General features: G+C 61.9%; 19 protein-coding genes. 8 read left to right on the top strand and 11 right to left on the bottom strand.

Annotated elements, in window-relative coordinates; translation table 11 throughout:
* Window positions 1-50 precede the first annotated feature (50 nt).
* A complete protein-coding gene (gene htpX, locus V8G57_RS01340; RefSeq protein WP_092391996.1) occupies window positions 51-935 on the bottom strand; it encodes a protease HtpX in 885 nt (294 codons plus the stop codon).
* Window positions 936-1,104: 169 nt separating this feature from the next.
* Here htpX and V8G57_RS01335 point away from each other — a divergent pair, with 169 nt between their 5' ends.
* Together V8G57_RS01335 and V8G57_RS01330 are read left to right on the top strand one after the other, a co-directional pair.
* Window positions 1,105-2,244, top strand: coding sequence for an SLC13 family permease (locus V8G57_RS01335; protein ID WP_342827866.1), 1,140 nt, complete (start codon window positions 1,105-1,107; stop codon window positions 2,242-2,244).
* Between the two features lie 45 nt (window positions 2,245-2,289).
* A complete protein-coding gene (locus tag V8G57_RS01330; protein WP_342827865.1) occupies window positions 2,290-3,378 on the top strand; it encodes an acyltransferase family protein in 1,089 nt (362 codons plus the stop codon).
* A gap of 31 nt (window positions 3,379-3,409) precedes the next feature.
* Here the strand turns inward: V8G57_RS01330 and V8G57_RS01325 are convergent, their stop codons facing one another.
* From V8G57_RS01325 to V8G57_RS01290, 8 genes are all read right to left on the bottom strand, one after another.
* Window positions 3,410-3,724: a cytochrome C oxidase subunit IV family protein gene (locus V8G57_RS01325; protein ID WP_092391990.1), complete on the bottom strand. Its 315-nt coding sequence runs from the start codon at window positions 3,722-3,724 to the stop codon at window positions 3,410-3,412.
* A gap of 8 nt (window positions 3,725-3,732) precedes the next feature.
* Entirely contained in the window at window positions 3,733-4,437 is a 705-nt protein-coding gene (locus V8G57_RS01320) for a heme-copper oxidase subunit III family protein (RefSeq protein WP_342827864.1), read from the bottom strand.
* A 9-nt stretch (window positions 4,438-4,446) separates the two neighbouring features.
* Window positions 4,447-5,112 (bottom strand): cytochrome c oxidase subunit 3 family protein, encoded by a 666-nt coding sequence (locus V8G57_RS01315; RefSeq protein WP_092391986.1) that lies wholly within the window; start codon window positions 5,110-5,112, stop codon window positions 4,447-4,449.
* The gene (locus tag V8G57_RS01310; protein WP_342827863.1) at window positions 5,109-6,875 is read right to left on the bottom strand and encodes a cytochrome c oxidase subunit I; all 1,767 of its coding nucleotides are present in this window, start codon (window positions 6,873-6,875) and stop codon (window positions 5,109-5,111) included. The genes V8G57_RS01315 and V8G57_RS01310 overlap by 4 nt, the downstream gene beginning before the upstream one ends.
* Window positions 6,876-6,887: 12 nt before the next feature.
* On the bottom strand, window positions 6,888-8,048 hold the full coding sequence (locus V8G57_RS01305; protein WP_342827862.1) for a c-type cytochrome: 1,161 nt from the start codon (window positions 8,046-8,048) through the stop codon (window positions 6,888-6,890).
* Between the two features lie 162 nt (window positions 8,049-8,210).
* Entirely contained in the window at window positions 8,211-8,711 is a 501-nt protein-coding gene (locus V8G57_RS01300) for a hypothetical protein (protein ID WP_342827861.1), read from the bottom strand.
* A 206-nt stretch (window positions 8,712-8,917) separates the two neighbouring features.
* Complete coding sequence (locus V8G57_RS01295) at window positions 8,918-9,748, bottom strand: 3',5'-nucleoside bisphosphate phosphatase (protein ID WP_342828053.1); 831 nt, start codon at window positions 9,746-9,748, stop codon at window positions 8,918-8,920.
* Between the two features lie 116 nt (window positions 9,749-9,864).
* Complete coding sequence (locus V8G57_RS01290; RefSeq protein ID WP_342827860.1) at window positions 9,865-10,464, bottom strand: TetR/AcrR family transcriptional regulator; 600 nt, start codon at window positions 10,462-10,464, stop codon at window positions 9,865-9,867.
* 184 nt (window positions 10,465-10,648) lie between these two features.
* Between V8G57_RS01290 and V8G57_RS01285 the strand changes: the two genes are divergently transcribed.
* From V8G57_RS01285 to V8G57_RS01265, 5 genes are read left to right on the top strand one after another with little or no spacing between them, the layout of a single operon-like run.
* Window positions 10,649-12,103, top strand: a complete 1,455-nt coding sequence (locus V8G57_RS01285) for an efflux transporter outer membrane subunit (protein WP_342827859.1) — start codon at window positions 10,649-10,651, stop codon at window positions 12,101-12,103.
* A gap of 24 nt (window positions 12,104-12,127) precedes the next feature.
* Window positions 12,128-13,318 (top strand): HlyD family efflux transporter periplasmic adaptor subunit, encoded by a 1,191-nt coding sequence (locus V8G57_RS01280; protein ID WP_342827858.1) that lies wholly within the window; start codon window positions 12,128-12,130, stop codon window positions 13,316-13,318.
* 18 nt (window positions 13,319-13,336) lie between these two features.
* Window positions 13,337-14,875 (top strand): DHA2 family efflux MFS transporter permease subunit, encoded by a 1,539-nt coding sequence (locus V8G57_RS01275; RefSeq protein ID WP_342827857.1) that lies wholly within the window; start codon window positions 13,337-13,339, stop codon window positions 14,873-14,875.
* Window positions 14,876-14,911: 36 nt separating this feature from the next.
* Complete coding sequence (locus V8G57_RS01270; protein WP_342827856.1) at window positions 14,912-15,340, top strand: MarR family winged helix-turn-helix transcriptional regulator; 429 nt, start codon at window positions 14,912-14,914, stop codon at window positions 15,338-15,340.
* Window positions 15,341-15,367: 27 nt separating this feature from the next.
* Window positions 15,368-15,550, top strand: coding sequence for a hypothetical protein (locus tag V8G57_RS01265; protein WP_092391972.1), 183 nt, complete (start codon window positions 15,368-15,370; stop codon window positions 15,548-15,550).
* Window positions 15,551-15,570: 20 nt separating this feature from the next.
* Here the strand turns inward: V8G57_RS01265 and V8G57_RS01260 are convergent, their stop codons facing one another.
* Window positions 15,571-16,458, bottom strand: coding sequence for an alpha/beta fold hydrolase (locus tag V8G57_RS01260; protein WP_092391970.1), 888 nt, complete (start codon window positions 16,456-16,458; stop codon window positions 15,571-15,573).
* 5 nt (window positions 16,459-16,463) lie between these two features.
* Window positions 16,464-17,489, bottom strand: a complete 1,026-nt coding sequence (locus tag V8G57_RS01255) for a patatin-like phospholipase family protein (protein WP_092391968.1) — start codon at window positions 17,487-17,489, stop codon at window positions 16,464-16,466.
* Window positions 17,490-17,919: 430 nt separating this feature from the next.
* Between V8G57_RS01255 and adh the strand changes: the two genes are divergently transcribed.
* A complete protein-coding gene (adh, locus tag V8G57_RS01250; protein ID WP_092391966.1) occupies window positions 17,920-19,440 on the top strand; it encodes an aldehyde dehydrogenase in 1,521 nt (506 codons plus the stop codon).
* Window positions 19,441-19,446 lie beyond the last annotated feature (6 nt).

Here is a 19,446-nt window from a genome sequence, read left to right as displayed (position 1 = left end):
GAAAAACGGCGCTGACCGAAGGCCAGCGCCGCCTTGCATGCAAATTAAGATTACAAGGCTGTTGCTTGCGGATCGCGCAGCGCAGCTATGCGTTGTTCGATCGGCGGATGGCTGGAAAACAGCGCCATGAAACCCGGCTTGTCGTTGATGCCCAATGCCGCCATCGATTCCGGCAATGTCGCCGGTTCAACCCCGCCCAGCCGCGCCAGCGCCCTTTGCATCGGCAAGGCGCTGCCCAGCAGCTTGGCGGAGCCGGCGTCGGCGCGGAATTCGCGATGGCGCGAGAACCAGGCGACGATCAGCGAAGCGCCTATCCCCAGCACGATCTGCGACACCAGCACCGTGGCCATATAGCCGATGCCAGGGCCGTCGTTATTGCCGCGCGACAAAGCGCGATCGACAGCATAACCGATGACGCGCGACAGGAACACCACAAAGGTGTTGACCACGCCCTGGATCAGGGTCATGGTCACCATGTCGCCGTTGGCGATATGGGCGATTTCATGGCCCAGCACCGCTTCCACTTCTTCCTTGGTCATGCTTTCCAGCAGGCCGGTGGACACCGCGACCAGCGCCGAATTCTTGAAAGCACCGGTGGCAAACGCATTCGGATCGCCCTGGTAGACTGCCACCTCAGGCATGCCGATGCCAGCGCGCTGCGCCAGCTTGGCGACCGTATCCACCAGCCACAGCTCGGTCGAATTGGAAGGCGACGTGATGACGCGCGCGCCGGTCGACCATTTCGCCATCTGCTTGCTGATCAGCAGCGAGAAAATCGAACCGGTGAACCCGACCACCAGCGAAAACACCATCAGCATCGGCAGGTTCAAGCCGCTGCGCGTGAGGAAACGGTCTACGCCCAGCAGCGACAGCACGATGCTCATCACAACCATCACCGCAATATTGGTAGCAAGGAACAAGAAAATACGTTTCATGTAGAAAACTCCGGAATGGGAAGGAAGTGCATTTAAAATAAGGTCGCCGCTGCAAATTTCAAGGGCGCGGGAAGCAATTATGCCAGAGTGCCGGCCTCGTAAAACGCCACGCCCGCATAATATTTTCACAACAAAAACAGCCGATCTGCCCCCATTTCAGAAAACATCCATGCCTGCAATCACCGAGCCGACCACGGCGCCAACTTTCATCCAGCAAATCTGCCTGCCGTTCCTGCGCGATCGATTGATGCATCTGCTGCTGGCCATCGCGATCATCCTCTCCATCCTGTCGCCGCAGCCGTCGGCGGAATACCGCCGCTGGGTCGACTGGAACACCATCGCCACGCTGGCCGGCATGCTGCTGCTGACCACGGGCATCGAAGTCAGCGGCTACCTGGAACACCTGGGACGGACCGTCATCAACCGGCTGCAGCAGGAACGCGTGCTGGCGATCTTCCTGGTGTCGGCATCCGCGCTGCTGTCCACCGTGCTGACCAACGATATCGCGCTGTTCATCATGGTCCCGCTGACCGTCGGCCTGGGCAGCATCAGCGGCTTGCCGATCGGCCGCCTGGTGATCTTCGAGGCGCTGGCGGTCAACGCCGGCTCCCTGCTGACGCCGATCGGCAATCCGCAAAACATCCTGCTCTGGCAGCGTTCGCACCTGTCCTTTGCCAGCTTCACCTGGCAGATGGCGCCGCTGGCGCTGGCGGTTTTCCTGCTGTTGCTGCTGGCGGCCTGGTTTTGCTTTCCCAAACAAACCATACATGTCGAGCTGGAAGACAATCCGGCTTCCTACCGGGTCGGGCTGCTGCGCATTTGCGGGCTGCTCTACCTGGCGTTCCTGGCCTCGGTGGAACTGGGACACGCGGGCTGGGGCCTGCTTGGCGTGGCGGCCGCGGCGCTGCTGTTTTGCCGGGAGATCATCGCCAAAGTCGACTGGAGCCTGATCCTGGTCTTCATCCTGATGTTCATCGATATCCGCCTGCTGACGCAATGGCATCTGATCCAGGACTGGGTGGCGGCGATCCCGCAGTTTTCCCGGCTTGAACTGTTCATGACAGCCCTGCTCGGCTCCCAGGCCATCAGCAACGTGCCGGCGGCAATCCTGCTGGTCAATTATTCCGATGCCTACAAGGTGATCGCATACGGCGTCAACGCCGGCGGCTTCGGCCTGGCGACCGGCTCGCTGGCCAACATCATCGCGCTGCGCATGGCGCCCGAACGCCACCTCTGGCTGCGCTTCCACCTGTATTCCTTTCCCTTCCTTGCCATATCGGCCTTGATTGCCTGGCTGCTGCTGCTTTGAACTCTGCTATCTTTGCCGGATAAAAACACTCGGGGACATCATGCCTTGCCCATTACAACGGTTTGCCGCTCCATGACGCGCCGCCTGGCGTCGGTTGATGCATTGCGCGGCTGCACCGTGGCCGCGATGCTGCTGGTTAACGACCCCGGCGACTGGGGCCATGTCTACGCCCCGCTGGAACATTCGGCCTGGCACGGCTGCACCCCGACCGACCTGGTGTTTCCGTTCTTCCTGTTCGTGGTCGGCGTATCGACCGCGCTAGGCATCGAACCGCGCCTGGCGCAAGGCGCCGCGCCATCGGCGCTGGCGCGCGCCGCCATGCTGCGGGCGCTGCGCATCGTGGCCCTGGGCTTGCTGATCAATATGCTGGCCTGGCTCATCATGCCCGGCGCCCACCTGCGCTTGCCGGGCGTGCTGCAGCGCATCGGACTGTGCTTCGCCGCTACCGCCCTGTGCTCGATCTACACCAGGCCGCGCACGCAATGGAACCTGGTCGCCGCGATCTTGCTCGGCTACTGGGGCTTGCTGGCGCTGGGAGGTTCGCTGGAGCCATGGATCAACCTGGCCAGCCGCAGCGACAGCGCCCTGTTCGGCCATTTCGTCTACCAGGTCGACGCCGCCAGCGGCCGTGGCCATGATCCCGAAGGCTTGCTCGGCACATTGCCGTCGCTGGCGACCAGCCTGCTCGGCTTGTGCGTCGGCCGCTGGCTGCGCGAGGACCGGTTGCAGCGGCTGCTGATCGGGGCGGCCGCAGCGCTGGCGCTAGGTGCGCTGTGGTCGCTGGCGCTGCCGCTCAACAAGAATCTGTGGACTTCATCGTTTGTGCTGTGGTGCGCCGGATGGGCGACGTTGGCGCTGCTGCTGTTCCACTGGCTGGTGGACCAGCGCAACTGGCCGGCACTGGGGCGCCGCTTCGGCCTCAATGCCGTGGCCGCGTATGCCGGTTCGGAGCTGATGCAGATCGTGCTGCCCGGCCTCGGCCAGGAAGCACTGTATCAACGATGGTTCGCCGGCTGGATCACGCCGCTGGCCGGTCCTTACGTTGCCTCGCTGGCGTTCGCGGCGACGTTTGTCGCTGCCTGGTGGCTGATCGTGTATGCGATGGACAGGCAGCGCTGGTATATAAAACTTTGACCCAACTTTAATTCAAACTTTGATTCAAGCTTCAGCGAAAGAACGAAAGCCTGGTCAGGAAAGTGTAGTCGGCTTCGGTCGCCATCAGCCCCACCAGCACCAGCAGGCACAGCGGCGGTATCAGGATGGCGAACACCAGCGCCAGGCGCTCCCAGGCCATATGCATGAAGAAGGCGACGATCAGTCCCGCCTTCATCAGCATCAGGGCCAGGATCAGGGTCCAGCGCAGGTAGCTGTGGAAATTGAAGTAGTCGACCAGATAGGAAAGCGTGCTGAGCACGAACAGCAGGCCCCATATCTTCAGGTACAGGCTGATCGGATGTTGTTGTCCTGTGGCGGAAGTCATGAGCGCACCTACCAAAGATAGAACAAGGCAAAAATGAAAACCCAGACCAGGTCGACGAAGTGCCAGTAGAGGCCGGCGATTTCGACGATCTGGTAATTCCCGCCGGTCTTGCCGACTGCGTCATAACGGCCGCGCAGCAGGCGCACCGCCACCGTAATCAGGTAGATCACGCCGGCGGTAACGTGCAAGCCGTGGAAACCGGTGATCATGAAAAAAGTCGAACCGAATTGCGCCGCGCCCATCGGGTTGCCCCAGGGCCGCACTCCTTCCTGCAAAATCAGCTTGCTCCATTCGAACACCTGCATGCTGACGAAACACACGCCGAATCCGGCAGTGACGAACATCAGGATGGCTGCGCGCACGCGCTCGCGGCGATAGGCGAAATTGACCGCCATCGCCATGGTGCCGCTGCTGCTGATCAAAACGAAAGTCATGATCGCGATCAGCAGCAAGGGCACTTCGACGCCGCCGATATTGAGACTGAACACCAGGCTCGGATTCGGCCAGGGAACGGTGTTGGCCATGCGCACCGTCATGTAGCCGGTCAGGAAACAGCTGAAGATGAAGGTGTCCGACAGCAGGAAAATCCACATCATGGCTTTGCCCCACGACACCTGGAATGCCTGCTGGTCCGACGACCAGTCCGCCACCAGCTGCCGCCAGCGTCCGGTGGCCGGCGCTGCTGCAGGCGATGGTGCAGTTGTCGTGTTCATATGTCCTCCTTAGCGCGTACCGCAGACCATCCGCACCAGCTCCGGCGTCAGCCAGCCCAATGCAGCAAACAGCAACACCCACAGCGCCAGCAAGAAATGCCAGTAACGCGCGCACAAGCGGATGCGCCGGGCCAGGCGGCTGGCATCCTGGCGCCAGGCGCCATGCGCGGCCATGCCCCAGCCGACCAGCCCGCCCGCGACGTGCAAGCCATGCATGGCTGTCAGCAGATAAAAGAAACTGGCGGCCGGGTTGCCGCTGGCCGTCACATGGATGGCCAGCAGCGCTTGCCATCCCCATAGCTGCACGCCGAGGAAAGCGAAACCGCACACGCCGGCCGCCGCCAGCAAGGAACGGGCGCGTCGCAGATGAAGCGTGCCGGCTGCCGTTGCCGCCAGCTGCAACAGCACGCTGGCAAGCAGCAGCAAGCCGCTGCTCAGCCAGAGCTGCCAAGGCATCGCCAGCGGCGACCAGTCGCCGGCATCCATCCGCATGCCATAGGCTGCAAGGAAAAGCAGGAACAGCGATGTGGCGACCCCGATGAATACCCACAAGGCTGCGCTGACAGCCGCATCGTGCAAGTCAGGCGGCATGCCCTCGCCGCCAAAGCCATAACGCACGTAGCCGGCAGCCGGCGGTTTCAGGATGGCGGCCGAATTTGAATCGAGCGTCCTCATGCGTAGGTCTCCTTGACCACCAGCGACTCGGCGTCGCCGGCTACCGGCGGCACGTTTTGCGCGATGAAATCTTCCTTGGCGCCAGGCACGCTATAGGTATAAGCGCCGCGATACACCACCGGCAGCTGCTCGCCCCAGTTGCCATGGGCGGGCGGCGTCTCAGGCGTCTGCCACTCCAGCGATGCAGCCCGCCATGGATTCGCCGCAGCCGGCTTGCCGCGGAACACGCTCCAGACCAGGTTGAAGATGAAAACCAGCTGCGCCGTCGCCACGGTCAGCGCCACCACGCTGATGAAGGCGTTGAGCGCATGGGCCGAATCGGGGATGAATTTATAGCCGTCGAAGGCGTAATAGCGGCGCGGCATGCCGAGGATGCCCAGGTAATGCATGGGGAAAAAGATGGCGTAAGTGCCGAGAAACGTGGCCCAGAAATGGATTTTTCCCAGCACTTCGTTAAGCATGCGGCCGCTTACCTTCGGATACCAGTGATAGATCCCGCCAAACACCACCAGCAATGGCGCCACACCCATCACCATATGGAAATGCGCCACCACGAAATAGGTATTGGACAAAGGAATATCGACGCTGACGTTGCCCAGGAACAGCCCGGTCAGGCCGCCGATCAGGAAAGTGCTGATGAAAGCCAGCGCAAACAGCATCGGCACCGACAGGTGGATATCGCCGTTCCACAAGGTCAGCACCCAGTTATAGACCTTGATGGCGGTAGGCACCGCAATGATCAGCGTAGTGGTGGCGAAGAAGAATCCGAAATACGGATTCATGCCGCTGACGAACATATGGTGCGCCCACACCACTACGCTCAGCACCCCGATCGCCAGGATCGCCCACACCATGGTGCGGTAGCCGAAGATGCTTTTGCGCGCGTGTACGCTGATCAGGTCCGACACGATGCCGAACGCCGGCAAGGCAACGATATATACCTCGGGATGGCCGAAAAACCAGAACAGGTGCTGGAACAGCAAAGGGCTGCCGCCCTTGTAGCCGCTGACCTGCCCCATCGACACCAGCGCGGGCATGAAGAAGCTGGTGCCCAGCGTGCGGTCCAGCAGCATCATGATGCCGCTCACGAACAGCGCGGGGAAAGCCAGCAGCGCCAGGATGGTGGCGACAAAAATCCCCCACACCGTGAGCGGCATGCGCAGCAGCGTCATGCCGCGGGTACGCGCCTGCAGCACGGTAGTGACGTAGTTCAGGCCGCCCATGGTGGCGGCGACGATGAAAATCAGCAGCGACACCAGCATCAGGATGATGCCCCACTCGTAACCCGGCGTGCCCGGCAAGATCGCCTGCGGCGGGTAAAGCGTCCAGCCGGCGCCGGTCGGCCCGCCCGGCACGAAAAAACTCGCCATCAGCACGATCACGGAGAGCAGGTAAACCCAGAAACTCAGCATGTTCAGGTAAGGAAAAACCATGTCGCGCGCGCCCACCATCAATGGAATCAGGTAGTTGCCGAAACCGCCGAGGAACAGCGCGGTGAGCAGGTAGATCACCATGATCATGCCGTGCATGGTCATGAACTGGTAATAATGCGGCGCATCGATGAAGGCAAACTTGCCGGGAAAACCCAGCTGCAGGCGCATCAGGTTGGACAGCCCGACCCCCACCAGGCCGGCCAGGATGGCGACGCTGGCGTACTGGACCGCAATCACCTTGTGGTCCTGGCTCCAGACGTATTTCCGGAAGAAGCTTTGGGGGCCATGATCATGTTGTGCATGCTCTGCGTTGTGCTCGGTGTATGCCATGGCGTTCCTCGGTTAGCGGGATGGTGCGGATTGCTGCTGCGCCTGCTGGGTCGCCGCCGGCGTGCCGTAGGATTTGATGTAGGCCACCAGCGCCTCCAGTTCGGCGTCGCTCATCTCTATCTTCGGCATCATCGGCGCAAAACCCTTGACCACGCGCGCCTGCGGATTGCGGATGAAATCCTTGAGGTAGGTTTCATCCACTGTTGCGGTGGTGCCGTTTTCCATGGTTTCGGTCTTGCCGAACAGTCCTTTCCAGGTCGGTCCGACGCGCGGACTGCCGTCCACCGTATGGCAGGCGACGCAAGCCTTGGATTCCGCCAGCGCCTTGCCCTGCGCCACCAGGGCTTCGCCGGTTGCGGCTCCGGCTGCCACCGGCGCCGGCGGCGCCATGGCCTGGGCAAACGTCGGCTGCGCCTTCAGCCATTTCTGAAAACTGGCGGCGTCCTCCACCACCACATAACCGCGCATGCCCGAATGGCCGACGCCGCACAGCTGCGCGCACAAGACTTCATAGCGGCCGAGCTTGTTCGGCGTGAACCAGAACGAGGTCACCATGCCTGGCACCATGTTCATGCGGGCGCGGAACGGCGGCACGTAAAAATCGTGCAGCACATCCTGCGAACGCAGCAGCATCCTGACCGGCTGGTTGATCTGCAGGTGGAGTTCGTTGTTGTTGACCAGGATGTTGTCCTGGCCGGCAGGATCGCGCGGATCGATGCCGAACGGATTGGCGGCGCTGACCAGGTCGATGCTGGAACGCCCCAGCTTGCCGCCGGCTCCCGGATAACGGAAGCGCCATTGCCACTGCTGGCCGACCACTTCCACATCCAGCGCATTCGCCGGCACCGTGACATAAGCGGCGTAGACAAACAAGCCAGGCGCCAGCAAGCCCATGATGGCGATGCTGGTGGCGACGATCAGCCAGTGTTCGAGTTTCTTGTTGTCGGGCTGATAGGCAGCGCGCCGTCCTTCGCGATGGCGAAAGCGCAGCAGCGTGTAGACGATGAACAGATTGATGGCAACGAAGAAAACGGCAGTGACGACCAGCGTGATGGTGAGCGTATCGTCCATCTGGCGCCAGTTAGACGCCAGCGGCGTTAGCCACCAAGGGCTGAGAAAATGAAACAGCAGCGAGGCGACAACCATCAAGACGAGCGCAACAGCCATGACCATAGCTATCCTCTCCTGCACGCCTGGTGCAGCGATTTAGATGCAATGAAGACTACCCTTGATCGCTGCAGGCAGCAGCGAAGCGAAACCCGTCCGCGGCGGACCGGGACCGCAGTCCCGCTCCGCCGGCAACCCCTGGCTGATGCAGGCCGTTATTGCAAGTCGTTATTCCCCCAACGGCCGTTCCAGCTTCCAATAGATTATCGCTGCCGACATGCCGAAGATCAGGTGGGCCACCATGGTCGCCCAGCCGCGCATGTCGTTGAACCACGTGAAGAAGCGGGCCATGCCGTAAAAATTGAACAGGTAGACAGCCAGGCCGAACACAGCGCCAGTCAGCAGTATCATGCCGATGCTGGAGTCAAAGTGGAAAGGCGCGACGATGGCGGCCAGGATCAGTCCGAGGACGATGCCCAGCACATAGTGGGTGGCAAGCGCCACCGCAACCACGCCGACGCTGAATGTGCTCGATTGCATCGTATCCGGTCCGAGGACGATGGCGGCAACCATGCGCGAAGTGATCCAGGGGCTGGTATCCATGAACAGGCTTGACCAGACCAGTTCCAGCACCATCACGACCGCACCGGCGGCAAAACCGGAGACGGCTGCCGCCGGCCAGTCCGGCAAGCGACGCTCCAGGTGATGCGAATGCATGTGAAGTTCCATGATGACCTCCTGAAAACGATAAGCAACAGCCACATCGTTGCTACAGATATGACAAGACCCTGCGCAAGAACACTGCAGCAGACTCTATTTCAGAGTAGTACAGAATCATGGACATGCAAAGGCAGTAACTATGCTGCGACGCAGCAGCAGAGCCGGCCTTTTTAAGGCTTGGCGGAAGGATTATTGCGCAGGGAACGTCGCGCGAGCTACCAGTTGTGCCACACCGGCGTCAAGCTGTCAGGCAGCGGCGGCAAAGCGCCGAGATCGATGCGCGATTCGCTCGGGCTGTGGAAATCGGAACCGCGCGACGCCAGGAAACCATAGTCGGTTGCAACCTTGGCGTAGTAGCCGTACTGGTCCGGCGTATGGCTGCCGGTAACGACTTCGATCGCGCTGCCGCCCAGCTGTTTGAACTCGTTGAAAAAAGCGTCGAACGCCAGGTCGCTCAGCTTGTAGCGTCCCGGATGCGCCACTACCGCTATCCCGCCGGCGCCGTGGATCCAGCGCACCGATTGTTCCAGCGAGGCCCAGCGGTGCGGGACATAGCCAGGGTTGCCTTCCGTCAGGAAATTGCGGAATACTTCGCTGGTGTCGGCGCAGCGGCCGATCTCCACCAGGTAGCGGGCAAAATGGGTACGCGATATCAGGTCGGGATTGCCGACATGTTTCAAGGCGCCTTCAAAGGCGCCGGGAATTCCTGCCGCCGCCAGCTGTTCCGACATTTCGCGCGCACGCCGTTCGCGGCCGCCGCGCGTGGCAGCCAGTCCTTGCACCAGTTCAAGATTGGTCTCATCGATTTGCAGACCGACGATATGGATGGTCTGCCCGGCCCAGGTGATCGAGATCTCGACACCCGCGACATATGGCAAGCCGAGCTCCGCCGCCGCCGCCCGCGCTGCGGCGACGCCGCCTATTTCATCGTGGTCGGTGAGGGCCCAGATATCGACGCCATTGGCCTTGGCGCGCGCAGCCACAGCCGCCGGCGTCAAGGTGCCGTCGGAAACATTGGAATGGCAATGGAGATCAACGTTCAACATCATTAGTCCATACAGGGAAAGCAACCGTCATGCCGCGATTGTACGCTCCTTGACCGCCTCATGCTGCGAACGCACATTTCGTTCCTCCTGAAATACCGGCAGGCAAGCGGCTTTTCTCATAGGGCAAGGATGCGCATGAAGGCATCGGTGGCGCGCTCCACCGAATCGCGTATCTTGGGCGCCGTCACGCTGGTGGCGACGCCCAGCATCCTGGTTTCCATCCACTCCGCTTCCAGCAGTCCGCGCAGCTGCAAAGCCGCGATCCAGGCATCGGTTTCGCGTATCTGTTTCCTGGCCATCGCCGTTTTCAGGAATTCGGCCACCATGGTCCAGCCCCTTTTCGGTCCGCGCTCGTACATCACCTGCCCCATCTTGGAACGCTCGGCGTGGTAAAGGATGAGACGGCGCGCAGCAATGATCTCTGGCCGCAATATGGCCTGCAGGTACATCGCGCCGAAACGCTGCAGGGTGGCGCGCAAATCGTCGGATTCGACCAGGCTGGCGAAAGTCAGGTTGAACTGGTCCCCGGCCTGCTGCAGCAAGACTTCGATGAAGATTTCTTCTTTCGACGAAAAATAGTTGTACAGCGTCGCCTTCGATCCGCCCAAGCGCACCGATATTTCCGACATCGAAGTCCCCTCGAATCCCGATTCATTGAACATCTGCGCCGCGATATCCAGGATCGCCTGTCGTCGTTCTTCACTTTTCTTGCGCATCGCTGGTTCCTTGTCCTTGCCTGCCTGTGGCGCCGGCGGCAAATTGCCGCGCCATTGTTGTAAAAAACCTACCCTCGTTAGGGCCAACAGTTTTACTTGACGACGCCGAAAAGTCAATACTATACTATACCGTACAGTTCAGTTATAAATTCTGACCATACCGATCTACAACAGGATATTTCCTATGCCACACCCTTATTTCCCACCCTCCGCCGCCCTCAGCCTGCGCGGCATCGCCAGCATGTGCGTTCTGGCGCTGAGCATCAGCGGCTGCGCCCCGTTTTCCGAAATCGGCCCGCGAGCCGAGCCCAAGGACATCAGCAGTTATCAAAGCGGACACCTGCTGGCGGGCAACGCCGTCAATTGGCCGGATGACAACTGGTGGACGATTTACGGCGACCGGCAACTGGATGCCCTGATCGTTGAAGGCTTGAAAGGCGCGCCGTCGCTGGCGGCAGCCCAGGCGCGCTTGCTGAAAGCGCAAGGCGTGGCCCAGCAGCAAGGCGCGGCCCTGCTGCCGCAAGTCAGCGCGAATGCCTCGGCCGACTACATGAAGCAGAGCTACAACAACGGCGTGCCGCCAGAGTTCGTGCCGCAGAACTACAACGTCGAGGGCAAGGCCACGCTCAACCTCAGTTATGAAATCGATTTCTGGGGCAAGAACCGCGCCGCCTTGGCCGCCGCCACTTCCGACCTGGAAGCCGCCAGGGCCGACGCCGCCCAGGCCCGCATCGCGCTGGCGACTTCGATCGCCGCCGCCTACGCCGAATTCGAACGCCTGCTGAGCCAGCACGATACGGCGCAAGAAGCGCTGCAGGTACGGATACAGACGCTGGACCTGTTTGAACAGCGCCGCCTCAACGGCCTGGAGACGCTGGGCAGCGTCAAACAGGTGCTGGCGCGCAAGGCAAGCGCCGAAGCCGACCTGCTGAGCCTGGACGAATCGATAGCCCTGCAACGCAACAAGCTGGCCGCCCTGGTCGGCGCCGGACCGGACCGCGGCCTGTCATTGCAGCGGCCGGTGCTCGACCTGTCCAAGCCGTTTGTCTTGCCGTCGCAATTGCCCGTTAACCTGCTGGGCCGGCGGCCGGACGTGGTTGCCGCGCGCCTGCGCGCCGAGGCCGCCGCCAAGCAGATCAAGGTCGCCAAGGCGCAGTTCTATCCGAACGTCAACCTGACGGCCTACCTCGGCTTCCAGTCGCTGGGACTAAGCATGCTGACCAAGGCCGGTTCCGATATCGGCAGCATCGGCCCGGCCATCTCGCTGCCGATCTTCGAAGGCGGCCGCCTGCGTGGCCAGTACCGCCAGGCCAGCGGCAGCTATGACGAAGCCGTCGCCAACTACGATGGCGCCGTGACGCAGGCATTGCAGGATGTCGCCGATGCCGCCGTCAGCGAAAAAGCCCTGTCGGGGCGCCTGGGCAAGGTGCAGGAAGCGGTCGATGCCGCCGCCGCCGCGGCCCAGATCGCCCAGAACCGTTATGCAGGCGGACTGGCGACCTACCTCGACGTGCTCAACGCGCAAGACACCCTGCTCACCAGCCAGCGCGACCTGTCGACGCTGCGCTCACGCATGTTCGCGCTGGACGTGGAACTGGTGCGGGCGCTGGGCGGTGGCTACCGCCAGGCTGCAATCTGATCAAACTAACCAGGCAAGAACAACATGTCACATTCCGATTCCCAGGCAGTCCAAGAACTCGCATCCACCGAAACCGCCCTCAAGGCGGAACAGGCGGCCACCGCAAAAAAACGCAAGAAGCTGTTCGCCATCCTGGGCGGCGCCATCCTGCTCGGCGGTCTTTCCTACGCCACTTACTGGCATTTCATCGGCTCGCGCTACATCAGCACCGATAACGCCTATACCGCAGCCGAAATTTCCCAGATCACGCCGGCCATCAACGGCATCGTCGCCGACGTCAAGGTAGTCGACACCCAATACGTCAAGCAAGGCGACGTGCTGGTCGTGATCGACAACAGCGACGCCAAGCTGGCGCTGCTGCAGGCAGAAGCGGACCTGGACCGCTCCCAGCGCCGCGTGCAAAGCTACTTCGCCAATGACGCCGGGCTGGCGGCCCAGGTGCTGGCGCGCGATGCGGAACAGAGCCGCGCCGCCGCCCAGGTATTGTCTGCCCAGGCCGACTTGCAACGCACGGAACTCGACCTGCACCGGCGCGAAGCGCTGGCCAAGTCCGGCTCGGTCTCCGGCGAAGAACTGACCAATGCCCGCACCGCGCTGCTGACTGCGCAAGCCAACATGAAAGTCGCCGAAGCCGGCGCCATACAGGCCAAGAGCAACCGCAGCGCCACCATCGGCGCGCAGCAAGCCAGCACCGTGCTGACCGCCAACACCACCGTCGCCACCAATCCCGAAGTTGAGCTGGCGCGGGCCAAGCGCGACCAGGCCAAGCTCGACCTGGAACGCACCGTATTGCGCGCCCCGGTCGACGGCGTGGTGGCGCGGCGCCAGGTCCAGGCTGGCCAGCGGGTGCAGGCCGGCACCGCCTTGATGACCGTGGTGCCGATCCGGTCGATGCACGTCGACGCCAACTTCAAGGAAGGCCAGCTGACCCAGGTGCAGCTGGGACAACCGGTCACCATGAGCGCCGACATCTATGGCGGCGCGGTCGAATACCACGGCACCGTGGTCGGCCTGGCGGGCGGCACCGGTTCGGCGTTTGCCATGATTCCGGCGCAAAACGCCACCGGCAACTGGATCAAGGTGGTGCAGCGGCTGCCGGTGCGGATTTCGATAGACCCCAAGGAACTGGTCGCCAAACCCTTGAGCGTCGGCCTGTCGATGGAAGTGTCGATTGATACGCGCGGCGGCAAGAACGCCCCGGCCGCCCGCATGTAAGCAACAGGAAAGCAGACCATGCCATCCATTTCTTCAGAGCTGCCGATCAAGCCTCTGGCCGGGGCGCAGCTGATCGGCGCCGGCCTGCTGCTGGCCGCCGCCAACTTCATCGCGGTGCTCGACACCACCATCGCCAACGTCTCGGTATCGACCATCTCCGGCGCGCTCGGCGCCTCCTCCAGCCAAGGCACCTACGTCATCACCTCCTACGCGGTGGCGGAAGCGATCACCGTGCCGCTGACCGGCTGGCTCGCCAACCGTTTCGGCGCAGTGCGCGTGTTCATCACGTCGATGGTCATGTTCGGCGTATTCTCGGCCTTGTGCGGCCTGGCTAACTCGCTGGGGCTGCTGATTGCATTCCGCGTGTTCCAGGGACTGGCCGGCGGCCCGCTGATCCCGCTGTCGCAGACTTTGCTGCTGCGCGTTTTTCCCAAGGAAAAAGCGCCGACCGCGGTCGGGCTGTGGGCCATGACCACGCTGATCGCACCGATCGCCGGCCCGATCCTGGGCGGCGTATTGTGCGACCAGTACAGCTGGCCCTACATCTTCTACATCAACGTGCCGGTGGCGCTGATCTGCGGTTACCTCGGCTGGAAAATGTTCAAGCGCTACGAGTCGCCGCTGGCGAAAGTGCCTATCGACAAGGTCGGCATGGGACTGATGATCGTCTGGGTCGCCGCCTTGCAGCTGATGCTGGACCAGGGCAAGGAAAAAGACTGGTTCGCCTCGCCTGAAATCATCGCCCTGGCGCTGGTCGCCATCGTCGGCTTCATCGCCTTCCTGATCTGGGAACTGACCGAACGCAATCCGGTGGTCGACCTGCGCGTGTTCCGGCACCGCGGCTATTCGGCCAGCGTGATCACCATCTGCCTGGCGTTCGGCGCCTTCTTCGGCGCCACCGTGCTGACGCCGCTGTGGCTGCAGGGCTACATGGGCTACACCGCCACCCACTCGGGCCAGACCACCGCCCTGAGCGGCATCCTGGCGGTCATGGCCGCGCCCTTCGTCGCCAAGCTGTCGACCAAGGTCGATCCGCGCAAACTGGTGTGCCTGGGCGTGCTGTGGCTCGGTTCGGTGACCTTGCTGCGCAGTTTCAACAGCACCGACATGACCACTTTCCAGATCGGCTGGCCGCTGCTGCTGCAAGGCATAGGCATGCCCTTGTTCTTTGTGCCGCTGACCGGGCTGGCGCTGAGCAGCGTCGACTTTTCCGAGACAGCGTCGGCAGCCGGCCTGATGAGCTTTTGCCGCACCATGTCGGGCGCCATCGCCACTTCGCTGGTTAACACCAGCTGGGAAAACAAGGCGATTTATTATCACGCCGAACTGTCGGGCCTGGTCGACCAGGCCGGCAACGCCGGCAATACCCTGGTGCAGTCCGGCCTGAGCGCCGAACAGGCGCGGCTCAGCATCGAGCAAACCGTACAGTCGCAAAGCATCATGCTGTCGACCAACCACATTTTCATGATGGCGGCGCTGTCATTCCTGCTGGCGGCGACCGCGGTATGGTTCGCGCCCAAACCGAAACGCATTGCCGACACCTCGGCAGCGCACTGACGACATTACTGACCAGCCATGGCGACCAGTCATCTCATGCGGCGAGAACAGCCATCCGCCGCCGGCCTGGATACCTTGATGGAGCAGGCGCACGCCGTCATCCTGGATGGGTTGAACCAGGAATTGCAAGTGCTGGATATCACGGCGGCGCAATACATCATCATCGTCAACCTGGCCAACGCGCGCCCGGAGTCGATCGCGGCGCTCTGCAAGCTGCTGGCATACGATCCTGGCGCCATGAGCCGCATGGTCAGGCGGCTGGAACGGAAAGGCCTGGTGACACGGCTGCGCTCGCCTGCCAACAGCCGCGCATTCACCCTCGAACTGACCGCGGCCGGCTGGTCTATCTACCCGAAGCTGATCGCCTGCATCACCCGTGTCCTGGAGCAGGTCCTGGTGGATTTCACCCAGGACGAGACCAGGAAACTGAAGGAATTGCTGCATAAGCTGTTGTCGAAAATCTGACGTCGGTCCGCATGCCAGGAGGTGCACATGTTTGAGCAAGAAATGAACGCAGGCGCTATCGTCGAGATAGACGAGCTGAGCGAAATCGAATACCACCTGACCGTGGTCGAATTCGACATCCTCTGGAACCGCCGCACCACACAACAGGAACAGAGCCGCATGGACGACATGATCAGGCTGATCAACGCCTTCGAGGAAAGCCACTGCTAGCCTTGCAGGCTGGAAAGGAGCTAGCCCTGCCCTTCTTGCAGGAACTGTTCAATCAATGCCGCCAGCGCCTGCGGCTGGTCGTGATGCAGCATGTGTCCCGCGTTCGCGATGACCGCGGTCCTGGCATGCGGCAGCTTGGCGATGCGGCTGTCGATCTCGCCGCGCATCACGTCCTTGCCGCCCATCCACTGCCACATATTGGTAAATTCCGCCTCGACGCACAGCACCGGCGCCGTGGTGGCGCGCCAGCAGGCCAGCATTTCTTCGACCCGCGGCAGCACCGGGTTGATGATCTTGTGCGCGGGATCGGCCAGTATCTCCCAGCGCCCCAGGTCGTTCTGGCGCGACCAGTGCTGGGCCAGGAATGCCGCCCGCTGGTCGTCCAGGCGCGGATTGGTTTTTTGCAGCCGCGCAGCGACCGCCGCCAGGTCCGGATAACTCAGCAAGGCAGCCGCTTCAACCAGCTGGTCCAGCCATTTGGCGTAACGCACCGGCGCCAGGTCGGCTGACAGGTGTTCGCCGCCGAAGCCCTCCAGGTTGATCAGCGCCTTGATCCGTTGCGGCCGCGTGCCGGCATACAGGCCCACGGCGTAACCGCCCATGCTATGCCCCAGCAGGCTGACCGGCGCCTCGGCTGAATAATGCTGCAAGATGGCGTCGAGGTCGGCCAGGTAATCGGGAAACCAGTAACTCTCCACCGGCGGCCCTTCGGTCAGGCCGAAGCCGCGCCAGTCCGGCGCGATCACATGCCAGTCGCGCTGCAGGCAATCGACCACGAATTGGAACGAAGCCGAAACATCCATCCAGCCGTGCATCATGAAAATTTTCGGGGCACCGGCGCGGCCCCAATGACGTATGTGATAACGCAAGCCGCGCAAGGAAAGGAATTCTGAACGGGATAGTTTCATCGGTATCAAGCCAGGAATTGGTCGAGGTCGAAATTCGATATCAGCTCGGCGCCGGCAAATTTCTCGGTCAGCCATAGTTCGGCGCGCGTCCGGCCGGCGTCGCGCAAGGCGTGGATGAAAGACGCCTTGGTATTGAGCTTGCTGGCCACGCTCAGCTGGCTCATCAGGGCATCCGAATCGATCACGTGGATGCGCAGTTCCTTGAGCCGCTCATGCATCTTGCCGCGGGCGTCGGGATCGGCTTCGGTTTCGCGCTTGGCCAGCGCCAGGCCGCCTAGTTCGGTAAAGAAGGTTGAGCTGAAACTGATTTCGCTCAGACGCTGGCCAATCTCGTCGGTGCCGGTCGGCGTCAGCGGCCGGCGAAACGGATGCAGCAGCACCGCCAGGATATCGGGCGAGTTGCACAGATGCAGCAGCGGGAAAATCGGCGGGTTGGCAGTCAGGCCGCCGTCCCAGTAGGCTTCGCCGTCAATCTCCACCGCATGGTGCATCGACGGCAGGCAAGCCGACGCCAGCAAGGCGTCCTGCGTCAGGTCGTCATTGCGGAAGATGCGCAGGCGGCCGGTGCTGACCTGGGTGGCCGCGATGAACAGCTTGACCTTGCCTTCCGCCCGCAGGCGTTCAAAGTCGATCTGCTTGCTGAGGATGTCGCGCAAGGGGTTCAGGTCAAACGGGTTGAGCTGGTACGGCGAGAACATCCTGGTCACCGAGAACATGTGTTTCAGCAGCGCCGACGATGTCGCCTGCGACGCGATGCCGGCTTCGCTCAAGGCGTCCGGCCGCATGAAACTGTAGAGATCCCGCGTGCTGACGCTATCCCAGAAATCGGCCAGCGCCTGGCGCGCGCCGTCGCGGCCGCCGATCGCCAGGCCGTAGCTCATCGCCACCGCATTCATGGCGCCGGCGCTGGCGCCGCTGATGCCTTCGATCTCGATCCGGGGATCTTCCAGCAGGCGATCCAGGGCGCCCCAGGTGAATGCTCCATGCGAACCGCCGCCCTGCAACGCCAAAGTCATTATCTTGTTCTGCATGAAAAATATTCCTGAAGATTGCTATCGGTTGAAATGGGTTCTTGCCCGCAATTTCATGTCGGTGACAAGGCCTGACCACAGTCTCCTGTGCTGCTAATTTACCAATCTTTGGCTTTGTGTGCCGGGCGTATTTTCCCGGGGGTTCATGATCGGCAACGGCGCTGGCGCCAGCCCTGGCACATTTTGCAGCAACTGTACCCGGCCATTGTTCAGTAACGGAACAGTTGTTGCGTGTTTTTAAAATACCAGACTGCCGTCCAAACCGCCATCGCCAACTTTCCGCTCCTCCGCAAGCCGCGCCAGGCCTGACTCTCGGCGATCCTGGCGGTGCTGCCGCGGCATTGGCGCGGCACTGGCACATTCGTTGCGCAATAACAGATGCAGTTTGTAGCGCTGAATCCCACTCACTCATTCCAAGCCAGAGGACGACATGAATCTCGCAGACATCAGCAAGCTAGCCACTCGCAATCCATTCAAGCAACGTTATGACAATTTCATCGGCGGCAAGTTCGTGGCGCCGGTCAAGGGCGAATATTTCGAGAACGTCAGCCCGGTGATCGGCAAGACCTTTTGTGAAATCGCCCGCTCCGGCGCCGAAGACATCGAACTGGCGCTGGATGCGGCGCACGCCGCCAAAGTCGCCTGGGGCAAGACCTCGCCGGCGGAACGCGCCAACATCCTCAACAAGATCGCCGACCGCATGGAGGCCAACCTGGAACTGCTGGCGATCGCCGAAACCATCGACAACGGCAAACCGATACGCGAAACCACCGCCGCCGACATCCCGCTGGCGATCGACCATTTCCGCTATTTCGCCGCCTGCATCCGAGCCCAGGAAGGCTCGGTCGCCACCATCGACGACCAGACCTACGCCTATCACTTCCACGAACCGCTGGGCGTCGTAGGCCAGATCATCCCATGGAATTTCCCGATCCTGATGGCGGTCTGGAAACTGGCGCCGGCGCTGGCCGCGGGCAATTGCGTCGTGTTGAAACCGGCCGAGCAGACGCCGGCATCGATCATGGTCTGGGTCGAGCTGGTGCAGGACCTGCTGCCGCCCGGCGTGCTCAACATCGTCAACGGCTTCGGCCTGGAAGCCGGCAAGCCGCTGGCCTCCAGCAAGCGCATCGCCAAGATCGCCTTCACCGGCGAAACCACCACCGGCCGCCTGATCATGCAATACGCTTCGCAAAACATCATTCCTGTGACGCTGGAACTGGGCGGCAAATCGCCTAACGTATTTTTCGCCGACGTCATGGACCAGGACGATGCATTTTTCGACAAGTGCCTGGAAGGTTTCGCCATGTTCGCCTTGAACCAGGGCGAAGTCTGCACCTGTCCATCGCGCGCGCTGATCCAGGAATCGATCTACGACCGCTTCATGGAGCGCGCGCTGAAACGGGTCAAGGCCATCAAGCAAGGCAACCCGCTCGACAGCGCCACCATGATCGGCGCCCAGGCTTCGCAGGAACAGCTGGAAAAAATCCTGTCCTACATCGACATCGGCAAGCAGGAAGGCGCAAAGCTGCTCACCGGCGGCACGCGCAAGCAGCTGGGCGGCGACTTCGACGCCGGCTACTACGTCGAGCCGACAGTCTTTGAAGGCAATAACAAGATGCGCATCTTCCAGGAAGAAATCTTCGGCCCGGTACTGTCTGTCACCACCTTCAAGGACGAAGAAGAAGCACTGGCCCTGGCGAACGACACCTTGTACGGCCTGGGCGCAGGCTTGTGGACCCGCGACGGCTCGCGCGCCTTCCGCATGGGACGCGGGATCCAGGCCGGCCGGGTATGGACCAACTGCTACCACCTGTATCCGGCCCATGCGGCATTCGGCGGCTACAAGCAGTCCGGCATAGGCCGCGAAAACCACAAGATGATGCTGGACCACTACCAGCAAACCAAGAACCTGCTGGTCAGCTACAGCCCGAACGCCCTGGGCTTTTTCTAAACGCAC

Source organism: Collimonas rhizosphaerae (assembly GCF_038896935.1).
GTDB lineage: Bacteria > Pseudomonadota > Gammaproteobacteria > Burkholderiales > Burkholderiaceae_D > Collimonas > Collimonas rhizosphaerae.
The sequence above is the reverse complement of the archived record's forward strand: the minus strand, read 5'-3'. Positions and strand labels throughout refer to the sequence as shown.